This is a genomic window from Chitinophaga sp. (assembly GCF_039596155.1).
Taxonomy (GTDB): domain Bacteria; phylum Bacteroidota; class Bacteroidia; order Chitinophagales; family Chitinophagaceae; genus Chitinophaga.
Window position 1 is genome coordinate 36,242 of sequence record NZ_JBCNKF010000011.1, and the last position, 15,144, is coordinate 51,385.

Annotated in this window: 6 protein-coding genes; 3 read left to right on the top strand and 3 right to left on the bottom strand. The window is 46.1% G+C overall.

The annotated features are described in order from the left end of the window. Nucleotides 1–56: 56 nt before the first annotated feature. Genes ABDW33_RS12735 through ABDW33_RS12745 form a run of 3 tightly spaced genes read right to left on the bottom strand, consistent with a single transcriptional unit; the run spans nucleotide 57 to nucleotide 6,968 of the window. Complete coding sequence (locus tag ABDW33_RS12735) at nucleotides 57–2,216, bottom strand: TIM-barrel domain-containing protein (protein ID WP_343690449.1); 2,160 nt, start codon at nucleotides 2,214–2,216, stop codon at nucleotides 57–59. A gap of 22 nt (nucleotides 2,217–2,238) precedes the next feature. Further along, complete coding sequence (locus ABDW33_RS12740) at nucleotides 2,239–3,969, bottom strand: RagB/SusD family nutrient uptake outer membrane protein (protein WP_343690450.1); 1,731 nt, start codon at nucleotides 3,967–3,969, stop codon at nucleotides 2,239–2,241. An 11-nt stretch (nucleotides 3,970–3,980) separates the two neighbouring features. After that, entirely contained in the window at nucleotides 3,981–6,968 is a 2,988-nt protein-coding gene (locus tag ABDW33_RS12745) for a SusC/RagA family TonB-linked outer membrane protein (RefSeq protein ID WP_343690451.1), read from the bottom strand. Between the two features lie 222 nt (nucleotides 6,969–7,190). Here ABDW33_RS12745 and ABDW33_RS12750 point away from each other — a divergent pair, with 222 nt between their 5' ends. The 3 genes from ABDW33_RS12750 (at nucleotide 7,191) to ABDW33_RS12760 (ending at nucleotide 14,898) form a co-directional block, all read left to right on the top strand. Next, the gene (locus tag ABDW33_RS12750) at nucleotides 7,191–8,801 is read left to right on the top strand and encodes a DUF6377 domain-containing protein (RefSeq protein WP_343690452.1); all 1,611 of its coding nucleotides are present in this window, start codon (nucleotides 7,191–7,193) and stop codon (nucleotides 8,799–8,801) included. A 51-nt stretch (nucleotides 8,802–8,852) separates the two neighbouring features. Continuing rightward, nucleotides 8,853–10,655, top strand: a complete 1,803-nt coding sequence (locus ABDW33_RS12755; RefSeq protein ID WP_343690453.1) for an ATP-dependent helicase — start codon at nucleotides 8,853–8,855, stop codon at nucleotides 10,653–10,655. Between the two features lie 160 nt (nucleotides 10,656–10,815). Continuing rightward, on the top strand, nucleotides 10,816–14,898 hold the full coding sequence (locus tag ABDW33_RS12760; protein WP_343690454.1) for a two-component regulator propeller domain-containing protein: 4,083 nt from the start codon (nucleotides 10,816–10,818) through the stop codon (nucleotides 14,896–14,898). The last annotated feature ends 246 nt before the right edge of the window (nucleotides 14,899–15,144 follow it).

A 15,144-nucleotide genomic window follows, 5' to 3' on the forward strand; every position in this document is an offset into this window, starting at 1 on the left:
AAAAAAAGCACCGGCAAATTGCCGATGCCTTTTACGTGGACCTGATTCAACCATAATTAATAATTTGACCTTATCTCTCCGCCTTTCAGCTGTATTGTACCTTCGTATTTTTGTCCATTTTTTAATACGACTGCCTTTACAACTTTCACATCCATTGCTATATCATACTTCCCTGTCCGTGAAGACAGTTTAATTTTCGTCACTCCGTTTTCTTCTTTCGCCTGGTAATGCAGGTAGCTATATACTCCTTTCTTAAACTCCCATCCCTCACCAGCATCCCAATATAATTCTCCATTTGCTTTACCTGTACCATCCAGGCAAATAAACAATGTCAGTTCTGACAGTGAATGATCATTTGTATACTGGATCTTTGTTCCTACAGGCAGGATACTCCCGCCTTTCAACAGCAGTCTTGCCTGGTGCGCATCCTGGCTATCTCCATCCACCAGCTGCAATTGTTCCCATTTTCCTTTGGGTAACGCAGGGTTTTGTGCAAAGGAAGGAATTACAAGCAGGTCATCGCCCAGCAGGAAAGCCTGCTCTTCGGCTCTGAGCCTGCTATCTGCAGGATCATTAAAGAAGACGGGCTCCATGATCGGTAAACCTGTCTGATGGGCTTTATAAAACAAGGTATAGAGGTAAGGCAGTAAGCGGTACCTGCGTTCCAGTGCAATGCGGGATGTTTTTTCAATATCCGGTCCGAATGCCCAGGGCTCTTTGTTATTCGTACCTGCACAGGCATGACCTCTTGCAAATGGCAGCAATGCACCAAAGCCAATCCAGTCTGCCCAGAGTTCACTGGATGTATTTTCCAGGAAACCGCCAATATCTGGTCCGCTGAATGGTTGTCCTGATAACCCCAATGTAATTGACATGGGTACGGACACTTTCATAAATGGTGTAGCTGCCAGGTTATCGCCCGTCCATGTTGCGGCAAAGCGTTGTCCACCCAGCAGATTGGCACGGGTGAGGATGAAGGGGCGCTTATCCGGGTTCGCTGCCATTACACCTTCGCGGGTTGCCTGTACCATTAATCTGCCGTAAGCATTGTGGTATAATAAATGCGGACCTGCGGGTAATGTACCACCGCCGCGATGTGGCGTATGATATGGCATGGTACCCAGCCTTAATGCTGCCGGTAGTTCACCGTCCATTACTGCAGGTTCATTCATATCATTCCAGATCCCATCGATATCATTGGCCATGAAATTGCGATACAAGCCTGCCCACCACTGCCGTGTACGTGGCATGGTAAAATCAGGAAATGCACAATCACCCGGCCATACTTTACCATGATATTCTTTCCCGGTTGTATCCTTTACCCACACGTCCTGGGTAGTACCGGACCGATACACTTCGTAAGAAGGATCTGCTTTTACACCGGGATCAATCATGAACACGGAATGAAAGTTTTTTGCATGCAGGTCTGCATTCAACTGTTTCGGATCAGGGAAGTTGTTTTTGTTAAATGTAAAGACCCTGAAGCCATCCATATAATCTATATCCATCCAGATCGCATCGCAGGGGATTTGTTTGAGCCGGAAGGTATCGGCAATTTCCCTTACACGTTGAGCTGTGGCATAGGAGAATCTACATTGCTGATAGCCTAGTGCCCATCTGGGCGGCATCTCCATTGTACCGGTGAGTGCTGCGAGTCCTTTCACTACTTCCTGTGGAGAAGACCGATCGATCACAAATACCCGGAAGCGGGGACCTCCCTCCGTATTAAATGATATCTTGTCGGAGTGGGTGGTCAGCGTCGCTTTCCACTGGCTGTCGAACAGGATACCGAAGGCTGTTCCGTTTTTCCTGACACCCATCACCCAGGGGTGTGTCTGGTATAATCTTCTACCACTATCGGCTCCATACGCGCCGTTGTCTGTATTCCAGAGGTGAATGGTCTGTCCGTTTCTCAGCAAGGGACCTGTTACTTCTCCACCCCCATACAAACTCACTTCACCATCCAGAGATACACTGGCGCCTGTTGCTGAAAAGGAAGGGACTATCTGCCAGTCTGCCGGCACCCTGCCTTTGATAACCGGCTCCTGCTGCAGCATTAACGACGGCGTTTTCGATAGATCAAAGCCTTCCGGGATAAACACTGCAATTGAATTGCCTACCAGGCCTGACTGCTTCACTGGAATTGTTTGCGCATTCATCGCGCCCCAGTACATGACAGTAAGGATAAACAGGAAACGTTTTGAAACTTGAATCATCTATTGTATTGTTAATTAAAAATCATTCATAGCCGGGGTTTTGTACAAGCTGTGGATTCGCACCCATGATATCTTTACCGATGGGGAAGATGGCGGTATGATTGTCAGCATCAGGTTTTTTGTCCCACCAGGTGCCGGTGTTAAATACGCCCCAGCGAACCAGGTCTGTACGACGACGATTTTCACCCAGGAATTCTCGGCCCCATTCATCCAGCATTTCCTGGTCGGTGAGCTGGCTGCCATCCGCCTTATACAGGCTTGGAGACCCTTCCGGATAGTTCCGCCTGCGTACTGCATTCAACAGTGTGGCGGCTGTTGCTTTATCGCCTGCCCTGTATTTGCATTCGGCCAGGGAGTAATAAATTTCTGACAAACGTACTTCAGCGTAAGCAGATGTAATACGATTTGGATCAGGCGTAGGGTAGAGTGGATATTTGAGCAGGAAGATGCCTGAGTTGTGGTCTGCATGATTCATGTCAGATTCTTTGTCTGAAATCTTTGTACCTGGTTTGGCATCGAGGAACCAACCCACCTGATCGCGGATAAATAAAGGATAGGGTCCTTTGTTGCCACGAACGGTATCGGTTACGGTGTTGCCATTCACGACGCGCTGGTAAGGCAGGTAGCCAAAGAGGAACATTCCTTCGCGGGTACTGTTGCCCAGGTTCTTGTATAGTTTAAGGCGATAATCGTCCGGATAACGCTGGAACTTTACAAAGGGTTTACCAAGTGCGAATGGGTATTCCACGCTGTCTACATCTCTGCCGGGTTGCAATGCAAAGCGGGGATTGGCCTGGCCAAAGTCAGTAAACTTACAGTACAGGGGGGCTGCATCGTAAGTCATACTCCAGAAGAACATGCCACCGTCGTACTGCCAGTGGGTACGTGAAAGACTACTTGGGAATCCGTAGATGGTTTCTGAATTGACGGTACTGTTTGTATAATCAAATGGCGCATCCCAACGGGTATCCAGTACATAGGTGCCGTACTTGCCATTGATGATGTCCTGTGCTACGGTGGCACAGTCTGTGAACCTGTCCTGACCGATGTATGCCTGTGCATTCAGGTACAGGCGAACCAGCAATGCGGCAGCGCCGGCCTGTGTCCATCGGCCAATGCCATTATTGCCCAGGTCAGCTCTTTTAGGCAGATCAGGTATGGCAGCTTTTAATTCTGACTCGATGTAAGCAAAAGTTTCTTCAGGTTTAGACTGTTTATTACCTGTGGTGGTATGTTTTACATCCGTGATGATTTCGATGTTGCGATAGAAATCAAATGCCCGTAGGTAGAACCATGCCCTGAGTGTTCTCAGTTCTGCTTTGAAATCGGCCAGTTCAGTAGGGGTGATGTTGAGCTTTGCGGGGTCGGTGATGCTTTCCATATCCTGCAGGGAATTGGTCGATAATACAATTCCCTGGTAGAATGCTGTCCAGGCGCCGCTTGTAAACCCATCCTGTGTGGTCCAGGTGTGGTAGTGCATGCGTTGGTAATAGTTACCATCCTGCCAGTCACCCTGCCTGTTGTAGGTCGCTATTTCGTCAGTAGCGTTTTCACTGGCAGCATAGATATCATTCCCCTGGATGCTCCAGTAGGCGTGTTCAAAAGGGCGGAGAAAGTCCCTGATCACATCATCTCTTCTCGTGAGGAACTGGCCAACGTCGACCTTGTCGTAAACGGTTTCATCCAGTTTTGTACAACTGCCCAGCAAAAGTAAAGTGGCCAATGCAGCTTTTACTATATAGTTATTTTTCATGATTATCTTTTTTAGAAGGTTACCTGTACGCCGCCCAGGAACTGGATGGTAGCCGGATAGAAATTTAAATTGCCCTGAACGCCTGGTGCAATGCCGTTTACGGGATACAGGTCGGGATCACCGCCTTTGAAGCTGGTGAATGTATGCAGGTTGCTCGCGGCTGCATATAACCTGAATGCCTGCAGGTATTTTGAATTGACTTTGCGGCTATAGCCCAGTGTCACGTTGTCGAGTTTTACAAAGGAGCCTGATTCCAGGAAGTAATCAGAGGCCAGTGACAAAGTAGAAGAGCTGGTCAGCTTGTTGTATTTACTACCGGCATCGTAAGCAGATCGCAACGTATTGGCATCCGTTTGTGTAGCAGGTGTACCTATATAGAAGGCCTGCATGTTAAATAGTTTGTAGCCGAAATTGCCACGGAAGAAAATGTTCAGGTCCCAGTTCCTGTAGGTGAACATGTTGCCCAGTGAACCGGTGAACTTAGGCAGGCCATTGCCTACAAACTGTTTGTCATCGGCATTGGCATTGTTGGCTGTTACGACAGTACCATCTTTCTTATATACCAGCAGTGCACCATTCTTATCTACTCCTGCGGATTTCAGCATATAGTAGTCTCCAATGCGGTGACCTTCCTGCACACGCTGAATCGTACCCGGACTACCCGGTGCAGGTAGTCCTGCTACATCGAGGTAAGGAGAGCCCTGATATATCTTGTTGGAGAAGGAAACGAATTTGTTATTATTGAGCGCAGTGGTGAGAGAGACATTGTAATTAAAGTCACTTTGCCTGATGACCTGTGCGTTCAACTGTATCTCAAGTCCTGAGTTCTTCATAGTACCCACATTGGTGAAGGTCTGTGACTGTGGGTTGGGAGGTAGTGGTACATTATAATAACCCAGCAGGTCTTTATTGGTCCGAACGTAATAGTTCACGGAACCACTCAGCCTGTTGTTGAGGATATCGAAATCGATCCCTGCGTTGAAGTTGATGGCTTTTTCCCAGCTCAGGTCAGGGTTCACGTTTTGTGAAGGGCCATACACCTGGTAGGTGACACCATTGAAAGTAAAGTAACCATATCCACCGTAGAGTAGCAGGGAGAGATAGTTACCAAAATCCTGGTTACCGGTGATGCCATAGTCGGCTCTCAATTTCAGGTCGTTCAACCAGCTGATCTTATCTTTCAGGAAGCCCTCGTCAGAAATGCGCCATGCAACAGACACGGCGGGGAAATTTCCCCATTTATTGTCCGTACCGAATTTGGAGGAGCCTTCATGCCGGAGGCTGGCGGTAATGATATATTTATTATCGAAGTCGTAATTGATCCTGCCAAAAAATGCCGCCAGTCGGGAATCATTTTGCGTAGAGGAAACGGCGCCCTGGCCATTGCCCTGTCCGCCACCATTCCAGGTACCGGAGCCGAGGTTATTCCATTCGAAAGTATCGAAGGGAAAGTCGTAGTTGTTGGCACTGAATTGCTGATAATTGAAGTAGCTGTAAGAATAACCGCCCAGCAATTTGACATGATGCCGTTGCAGGTTGAGGGCATAGTTCACCGTCCATTCAATATTCTGCTGATTGTTGTCTACCTGCTCCTGGGAAGCGTAGTTGGTTTTGGTGGTCTGCCCGCTATGTACTATAGTCGTCATGGTAGACGGCTGGAAGTAAAGATTTTTGTAGGAAGACCTGATATTGGAGATGGTAGCGGTAGAATACAGGTTCTTCAGGATATTCACTCTTACAGAACCACTCATATCCAGTTCCTTGATCTCGGCCTGGCTTTTAATCAGTTTGGCATTTTCCACCGGGTTGTTGGCAAAGAAGCCGGTATTGAGGTAATGAAAGCCTGAGCTGTCATATACAGGTTGTGTTGGATTGAGGGTGATTGCGTTATTGAAGTTGAATTGATCGGCATTGCTGGTTTTCATATACCGTGGTGCTACGTTCAGCGATACGGAATAGACGTCATTTTTTGAAATATGATTCAGGTTCAGGCGGGCGCCGTATTCCTTTTTCCAGGCACGCAGGTCAATACCGTTGGCGTTGCGGTAGTCGGCAGAGGCAAAGTAATTGTCATTGGCAGTACCGCCGGAGAGCTGCAAGGTATGTTTCTGCCCGTAGGTGGGATTGCGGGTCACGGCTTTCATCCAGTCCGTATTGGCGCCATAGTCGATACCCTGGGTAGGGGTGGCATGAACGCGGTATTGCCTGAATTCGTCTGCCGTGAGTACGCGGGGAGCCATGGTGATCTTATCGATGCTGACGTAGCCATTGTAGACCATTTTTGAATCGCCTGTTCCTTTCTTCGTAGTGATGATGATCACACCATTGCTACCACGGGTGCCATAGATGGCAGACGCAGCACCACCTTTGAGTACATCGATCGATTCGATATCGTTCTGGTTAATATTATCGATATTACCGCCGGGTACACCGTTCACAACATACAATGGACCCAGGCCGGCACTGCGGGAGGATACCCCCCTGAGCTGGATGCTGGGAGAGGAGTTAGGGTCCGCAGTGGCAGTATTGGTAATGGTAAGCCCCGCTACTTTGCCCTGCAGGGACATAAGGGGGTTATTGCCCGCGACGGATTTCAGTTCATTCGCGCTGACATGCGTAATAGCACTGGACACCTCTCTCTTATTCAGGGTGCCATAGCCAACACTCACTACTTCCACCCCTTTTAGTTCCTGAACATTTTGGGCCAGTTTTACTAATAAGGTATTTTGATTGGAGAGTTGAATGGTTTTCGTCAGGTAGTCAATAGATGAAAATGTGAGTGCCTGGTCGGTTGTAGTGACGGACAATACAAATGAGCCGTTGGCGTCAGTAGTGGTACCTGTTTTGGCACCTACTACCCTGATTGTCACCCCCGGCAAAGGATCATTGGTGGTAGAATCAATGACCTTGCCTGAAATTGCCCTGTTTTGGGCAAAGGTGGAATTCCCCAGTGTGATGAAAATGAGACAAGTAAAAAGTCGTAAAAAGTTTTTTAGCATAACGGAGTGCTTAAATAGTTCACGTGGATTTTTTTTAATATCGCTGCAGCAGGTCAAAATAAATGAGTAATTAAGGGAGTTGTGTAAGGGTGTCATTTTACAAAGCGAAAATCTAACTGTTTATAAATGCAAATTTTTGATTGTCAGTGTATTGCTGCGTCGGGTGGGGCGAAAAATCTAAGGGGCCTAAGAACAAAAAATGTACTTTTAAGGTACTTATATATGAATAGAATATTATTTATCACTGTTTTTTTGCTGTCTTTTTTTCGGGGATATGCACAGCATATCGATGCCGATAGTTTGATCGATGTACTAAAAACAGAGCTGAAAAAAGAAGGTGTGTACGACCAGGGCCGGCAAAATCGGATTGCAGTATTGCGCGATTCATTGCTTCTGGCAGACAGCAATAACTTTGACTTACTATATAGGCTATATTCCGGCATATATGATGAGTATTCGTCGTTTAAGTTTGATTCTGCCTATGTATATGTAAAGAAAAGGATTGCGCTGGCAGAGCAATTTCATAAGAAGGATGAGTTGATAGCGAGTGAGATCCAGCTGGGATATACCTTATATTTTTCCGGGTTTTATAAAGAAGCGTTCGATGTGATTGGAAAAATGGATACCCTTCATTTTTCAAAAACGCAGCGGAGCGATTACCTGACTATGCGGGCCAGGTTGAACCAGAGTATTGCAGATTATGACAACGATCCATTTTTCTCAAAGGGGTATTATGAGCAATCAGATCTGGATTTCAGGAGTGCACAGGTGATCACTCCATTTAATGAATTTGAGAAGAAGATAGACATGGCATTTTTGCCGGATTCAATCAGGCCCCAAAATCTGACCCCTGATTACTTTTTCAATCTGATCATACAACAGGATTTGTCGCCCCATCGCGTAGCGATGGTAGCTACCCGTATCAGTGCTGCCTATAGGGGGAAGGACAGGGTGATGTTTTTAGCATTGGCCGCGATAGGGGATATCCGGTCTTCCACCAAGGAAACGCTGGCTATTTTTCTGCTGGCGCAGGAGTTGTACCATATGAACCAGACAAATGATGCATACATATTCATGCAGGCGGCAGCCCGCAATGCCAACTTTTATGGTACGCGCAACCGGGCGGTGCAGATAGAATCGCTGCTGCCAATGGTGGCCGGGAAGGTGATAGCCGCAAAGCAGCACCAGCGGGATAAGTTATTGATAGGCTTCCTGACTTTCCTGATCGTGGCAGTCGTGTTGTTCTTTTTGTTGTTCATCTACCGAAAGCAGCTAATGCGGATAAAAGCAAGTGAGGCCCTGATAAAGGAGAAGAATACACAGCTGGAGAATGTGAATGAACAGCTGTGGGAGTCATCGAAGATAAAAGAGGAATTGATCGGGTTATTTTTAAAGACCTGTTCTTCTTATATAGAGACGTTGGAAAGGATGAAACAATCAGCTTTGCATAGCATTAAACTGAAAAAGTATGGCGAGGTGAATGACCTGATGAAGGGGATGGACGTCAAAGAGGAGAAGGAGCGTTTGTATACAATGCTGGATACCGTGTTCCTGACGATGTTCCCCAATTTCATTACTTCATTTAACGGTTTGCTGAAGCCGGAAGATCAGATCTGGCCCAGGTCGGGCGAGACACTGAATGCCACGCTCCGGATATTTGCGCTGATGCGGCTGGGCATCCATGAGCATGAGGCCATTGCAAAGATCCTTGATTATAGTGTGAGTACAGTATATACATATAAAACGAGGATAAAATCGAGGGCATTGGTGCCGGCAAATGATTTTGAGCACAAGATTATGGAGATCAAGTTTATAAACGGGGAAAATGGTTAAGTTTGGACGAATCGCTTTTTTATTTCGGGGTTTAGCCGGTAATTTGCAGTTATGGAACAAGGGAATGGCTATTCTTCAGTAAAGTTAACAAAGGAGCAGGTTGCGATCATTCAATCGAAGGGCAGTGTCCGGATCAATGCCATTGCTGGCTCCGGTAAGACGACAACTATTATAGAATATGCTGCATCCAGGCCGGGCAACCCTTCTATATTGTACCTGGCATTTAACAAATCGGTAAGGCTGGAGGCGACCCGTAAATTCGAAGCGAAAGGGCTTTCGAATGTAAGGGTGGAAACTGCGCACTCGCTGGCGTATAAGACGATTGTATTTCAGTATAATTACAAGGTGCGCGGACAAGGGTATAAGAATGGGGAGATCGTGGATATATTAAGATTGAAGGGAAATGGTGATAAGCATAGTGAGTATGTGATAGCCACGCACATTAATAAGTTCCTGTCTTACTACTGTAATAGCAGTACCGTTAAAATAGTAGAGCTCAATTACCTGGAGACGCTGACAGATAAGGAGGCCATCGCGTTTGTTACAAAGTTCTATACAACGATAGAGAATGGCACCAGGGCCATGCTGAATAAAATGAATACCGGTGAGATAGAGATTACCCATGATTTTTATCTGAAAAAATTCCAGCTGGTCAATCCTGTTTTATACTACGATTATATTCTTTTTGATGAGGCACAGGATGCTTCGGGGGTGATGCTGGATGTAATATTAAAACAGGAAGGTACGAAGGTGATAGTAGGGGATGTACACCAGCAGATCTATGGCTGGCGGCATGCAGTGAATTCACTGGAGAAAGCAAATTTTGACCTGCTCAGGTTATCCACGAGTTTCCGTTATGTACAGGACGTAGCCAACCTGGCAGCGGAAATCCTCTACTGGAAGAATCATTTGACAGCTACTCAAAAGGTCACCATCTTTGGTAGGCCTAAGCCGGTAAAACCGGGCAACCTGAAAGCGACGATAGCAAGAACGAACCTGGGCTTGCTGCTGAATGCAATAGATTTTATAACAGATCATCCAAAGGTAAAGCATATTTATTTTGAGGGGAATATCAATTCATATACCTATGCGGATGATGGTACGTCGTTGTATGATGTATTAAACCTGCAGAACGGAAATCTCGACAGGGTGAACGATAAGGTGGTGAAGTCTATGAGAAACCTGGAAGAGCTGGAGGAGTATATAGAAAAGACAGAAGATGTGCAGCTGGGTACAATGGTGGAGATTGTGAAAGAATACGGGAATGAGATCTTCGGAATCATGAAGAAACTGAAAGCACTGCATGTGGGAGATGATCAGCGGCATAAGGCGGAGATGGTATTTTCTACAGTGCACCGGGCAAAGGGAATGGAGTATGATACTGTATACCTGGTGAATGATTTTATTGCGGAAGAAAAGCTGAAGGAACTGAATAAAAAAGAAGATTCAGATGTAGACCGGTTGATGGAAGAAGTAAACTTATTGTACGTGGCTGTGACCCGTACCAAGGGACAGTTGAATATCCCTGAAACATTAGTGCCTGCCGGTTTCCCCAGCTCTCCTTATATCAATGTACTGAAGGTGAAGGCAGAGGGAAATCCTTATAATAATATCAAGTCATCATCACTACGACGGTTAAATAAGCATACACCGGAAGAAAATAAAGCAAAAACATTTATAAAGAAGAGAGAGTCAATTAAAGAGGCGGGTAAGCCGTGGACGGCGAGGCAGGACGAGGAGTTGAAGATCATGTTTGAAAAAGGAATGCCGGTGAGCCGGCTGACAGTTTACTTTGACAGGACGAAGGGTGCAATATTAGAGCGATTAAAGAAACTGGGATATTACCTGGATTAAGATATATTCAATTAATGGGTCGGTTCCTGGTTTTACCCCGTGCATCGGGGCAGCCGAAAAAAATATGTTCTCCTATGTTATCATGCCGATAAATTCATTAAATTGTCAGAAATACACTTTACCTGTCAATCTATAAGAGACCCACTAATTCCATGTTTTTGTGAAATATATTTTTTATATATTATTCCTGTTGTTTGTCCCACAGGTAGTTATTTCGCAACAGAGTGATTTCAACTTTGTCAATTTTACTACCGGTAATGGTTTGTCTTCCAACACAGTAAATGCTATTCTGAAGGATAAGTATGGATTTATGTGGTTTGGAACTGATGACGGACTGAATCGGTTTGATGGGCTTACATTCACGGTTTACCGGCATAAAGAGGGAGATTCATCCAGTCTGGGCGGTAATTCGATATTCGCTTTGCACGAAGACCGTTCCGGTAATTTATGGATAGGTACCAACAATACATTGTCATGTTACAACCGTAAGCAAGACGCCTTCATCAATTACAAATTTACCTTTAATAATACAGCGCGCACCCTTTTCTGTGATCATACCGGGCAGGTGTGGATCGGGAGCTATATCGGTCTGTTCAGGTTAAATCCCCGGACTGGGGGAGTAGTCCGTTATACGGCAAATCCCGGCAAGCCGGGCTCGCTGTCGTCTAACGTCATTACCTGTGTAATGGAAGACAGCCGCCACCGGCTATGGATAGGAAGCAATGCAGGCTTGTACCGGTACCAGGCGGAAGGGGACTACTTTAAGCATTTTAGCCATGAGCCGGCAGACTCACTTTCTTTGCCTGACAATTCCATCAAAGCCATCACCGAAGATCATAACGGGAACTTGTGGATCGGTACAGAAGATGATGGGTTATCAATGTTACTACCCGATGGCGGGCATTTTCGTACTTATAGGCATAGCAACACCGATAAGAATTCCCTGAGCAGTAACCGTATCTGGTCTTTGGCAGCAGAAAATGCAAACCGTATCTGGGTAGGAACCGAAGAAGGGCTGAATATTTTCGACCTGCAAAAGAAGACCTCGCAGCGCATAGAGCACGATGCCAGGAATCGTTATAGTTTACAGGGCAAGTCAGTACGGAGCATATACATCGATAACAATGGTATTTACTGGGTGGGCACCTACCAGGGAGGTATCAGTAAATACGACAGGAACCTGGCTTTTTTTAATCTCAGGGAGAGTAACCCGTTCGACCCGGAGGGATTGACGGCTCCGATAGTGACGTCTTTTTCTGAAGATGCCAATGGCGACATTTATGTGGGCACAGACGGCGGGGGGATCAATCTTTTTCACAGGAATACAGGCCTGTTCAGCCATCCCGTTTTCTATGAGGAGGGCAAGCCCCCGGCGGTACTTTCTCTTGAACATGCTGACGGGCTACTCTGGATAGGTACTTTTATGCATGGCATCTACACACTGCATCTGCAAACGGGTAAGGTGCATCATTATTTAAAAGGCGATGATGATCATCAACCCTCCGGCAATGATATTTTTTGTCTGAAAAAAGACAGCCGGGGTAATATCTGGATTGGCACTAACGGGAATGGTGTGAATGTGTATGACCCCGTATCCGGCGTGTTCAAACGTTTCGATCCGGTCATCCATTATAAAAATGACAGCATTACGGTACTACACCAGGGTTTTATCAGAACGATAGAGGAAGATAAAGCAGGCAATATCTGGATAGGAACAATTGGGGCAGGCATATTTATGTTAGATCCATCAGGTAAGATCATCAGGACGTTTACCATGCAGAACAGTGACCTTCCTGCTAACAATGTACAAACAATATGCGCCGGGCAAAGCGGTAGAATCTGGGTAGGTATTCACAGTGCAGGACTATGCCTGTTAGATCCAAAAACCGGCAAATTTCAACGTTATGCCGAACAGGAGGGATTATCCAATGCCGTGATCTATAAGATCCTTGAAGATGATGCAGGGAAGGTATGGGTCAGCAGCAATAAGGGAATCAGTAGTTTTGACCCGTCCACCAGCACCTTTAAGAACTATTACCAGTATAATGGGTTGCAGCGCAGTACTTTCTGCCTGGGAGCAGGGATAAAGACAGAACGGGGAGAACTTTTTTTCGGCGGACTGGAAGGGTTTAATTATTTCAATCCCAGGTTCCTTAATTACAACAGGATTGTGCCCCGCATTGTATTGACTGATCTTAAAATTGGCAATACCTCCGTGATTCCGGGAGCACATGCGCCTATCCAGTCACATATATCGTTAGCGGATTGTATCCGGCTGGATTATAAGCAACACTTCACCATCAATTTTGCTACGCTGAACTATACGGCACCCCAGGAGAGCCGGTATTCCTATATGTTGCAGGGGTTCGATAAAGGCTGGAATGATATAGGTTCATCCCGCATGGCCGTGTTTTCAAATCTGCGGCCGGGCAATTATGTATTCAGGGTCAGGGCCAGCTGTGATGATGGGGCATGGCATACCGAGGAAGCTGTTATCAAGGTATATGTCAGACCTCCTTTTTGGTTGACTATTTATGCATACCTGTTTTATCTCGTAGCAGCTATTGCAATTTTGTGGGGACTGCGGTACAGGGCTATCCGCAAACTGAAAGCCCGGTTTGCACTGGAGCAGGAAAGGATACAGGTGAGGCAGGCGATAGAAATGGACCGGAAAGAAGCAGAAAGACAACGAGAATTTGAACAGGCGAAGATCAAATACCTGGTGAACCTGAGCCACGAATTCCGCACACCGGTTTCGCTCATTGCCGGGCCGGTTGATAAACTCATCCATAACGAAATGGCGCCTGAAAAACTGAAGCAACTGAACCTGGTGAAGCGGAACGCGCGGCGCCTGTTGAACATGGTCAACCAGTTACTGGATTTTCGAAAACTGGAAGAACAGGAGACGAAACTGGACCTTACCCGCGATGACATTATCACATTTATAACTGAGGTGATAGAACTGTTCAAGGACATCTCTGAGCACAGGCAGATCAGCTTTATGTTTACCAGCGCTATTCCTCATTATTGCACCGCTTTTGACAGGGATAAGCTGGAGCGGGTGTTGTTTAACCTGCTTTCCAACGCATTTAAATTTACCCCGAAAGGCGGTGCTATATCACTGAGTGTAGACCCAGACCCGGAAGCCGGCATTATCATTAAAGTGACGGATACTGGTATTGGTATGACGCCAGACGTGCAGGGCAAGATCTTTCATCGCTTTTACCAGGGAAATGAGAATCCCGCTATTGTGAACCAGGGTAGTGGCATAGGGCTTTCTATAACAGCTGAATTTGTGAAAATGCATGGCGGGTCTATCAACGTGGAGAGCATTCCCGGAAAGGGAAGCACATTTACCGTCTTACTGCCATTGGAAAGATTGGAGGAGATGGAAGTACCGGACGCAGAGACAACGGAAGAACCGGAGGTACTTCAACCTGTATCCTGCCAACATGCGGAAGTGGCTGCTGCAGATAAACTAACAGTGCTGCTGGTGGAGGACAACGAGGACTTTCGTTATTATCTGAAAGATAATTTACAGCCATTTTATAAAGTTGTGGAGGCGGCAGATGGGAGAGAAGGATGGCAGAAAGCGCTGTCTGCACATCCGCTGGTCATAGTGAGTGATATCAATATGCCTTATATGGATGGCATACAATTAAGCCGGAAGGTAAGGTATGATAAAAGGACCAGCCACATTCCGGTTATTCTCCTGACAGCCCTTACCGGAGATGCCTTTCACATTCAGGGACTGGAGACGGGTGCCAGTGACTACCTGACCAAGCCTTTTAATATTGATATATTAAATATCCGGATCAGGAACCTGCTCTTATTAAATAAACGTCTTAAAGACACCTATAGGCGGCAGTTGGATGTAATGGTCTCTGTGGAGGATGTGGAATCAGCAGATGAAAAGTTCCTGGTAAAAGTGACACAGTATATAGAAAGCAATATTAACAACGACAGTCTGAGCGTAGAGGAATTGAGCCGGCATCTTTTTATGAGCCGGGCTTCCCTGTATAATAAAGTTGTGCAGCTGACGGGAGAAACGCCGGTTGAATTTATCCGTTCTATCAAACTAAACAAGGCGGCTTGTTTGCTGGAGACGAGCGATATGAAAATTGCCCAGATTGGTTATGCCGTAGGATTTTCTACGCCCAACTATTTTGCGCGGGCGTTTAAAGCCAAGTTTAACCTGCTACCTTCTGAATACCAGGCCCGGAAGAAGAGATCCGCCGATTGATAGTATGTGTAATTGTTTTTATGTATTAAGTGTTGTTTATTAGTTTTAATGTTAGCGATAGTGGCGACTTTAAACATTTGTGCTATTCATTTTTACAAATAAGCTACTAATAATGCAGCTGTCCACCTACATTCGTTCATGTAATTTCCACGACCAGTAAATCAACTAAATCTGATAGGATGCTGCGCTCTGATTGCAACTGCCCGCAGGAATGCAGATAGTTGCATAGCAGCGTCCATCCTTTAA

Coding starts and splice junctions, on each gene's coding strand:
- ABDW33_RS12735 (WP_343690449.1), bottom strand. CDS start 2,216: ATGATTCAAGTTTCAAAACGTTTCCTGTTTATCCTTACTGTCATGTAC.
- ABDW33_RS12745 (WP_343690451.1), bottom strand. CDS start 6,968: ATGCTAAAAAACTTTTTACGACTTTTTACTTGTCTCATTTTCATCACA.
- ABDW33_RS12755 (WP_343690453.1), top strand. CDS start 8,853: ATGGAACAAGGGAATGGCTATTCTTCAGTAAAGTTAACAAAGGAGCAG.
- ABDW33_RS12750 (WP_343690452.1), top strand. CDS start 7,191: ATGAATAGAATATTATTTATCACTGTTTTTTTGCTGTCTTTTTTTCGG.
- ABDW33_RS12740 (WP_343690450.1), bottom strand. CDS start 3,969: ATGAAAAATAACTATATAGTAAAAGCTGCATTGGCCACTTTACTTTTG.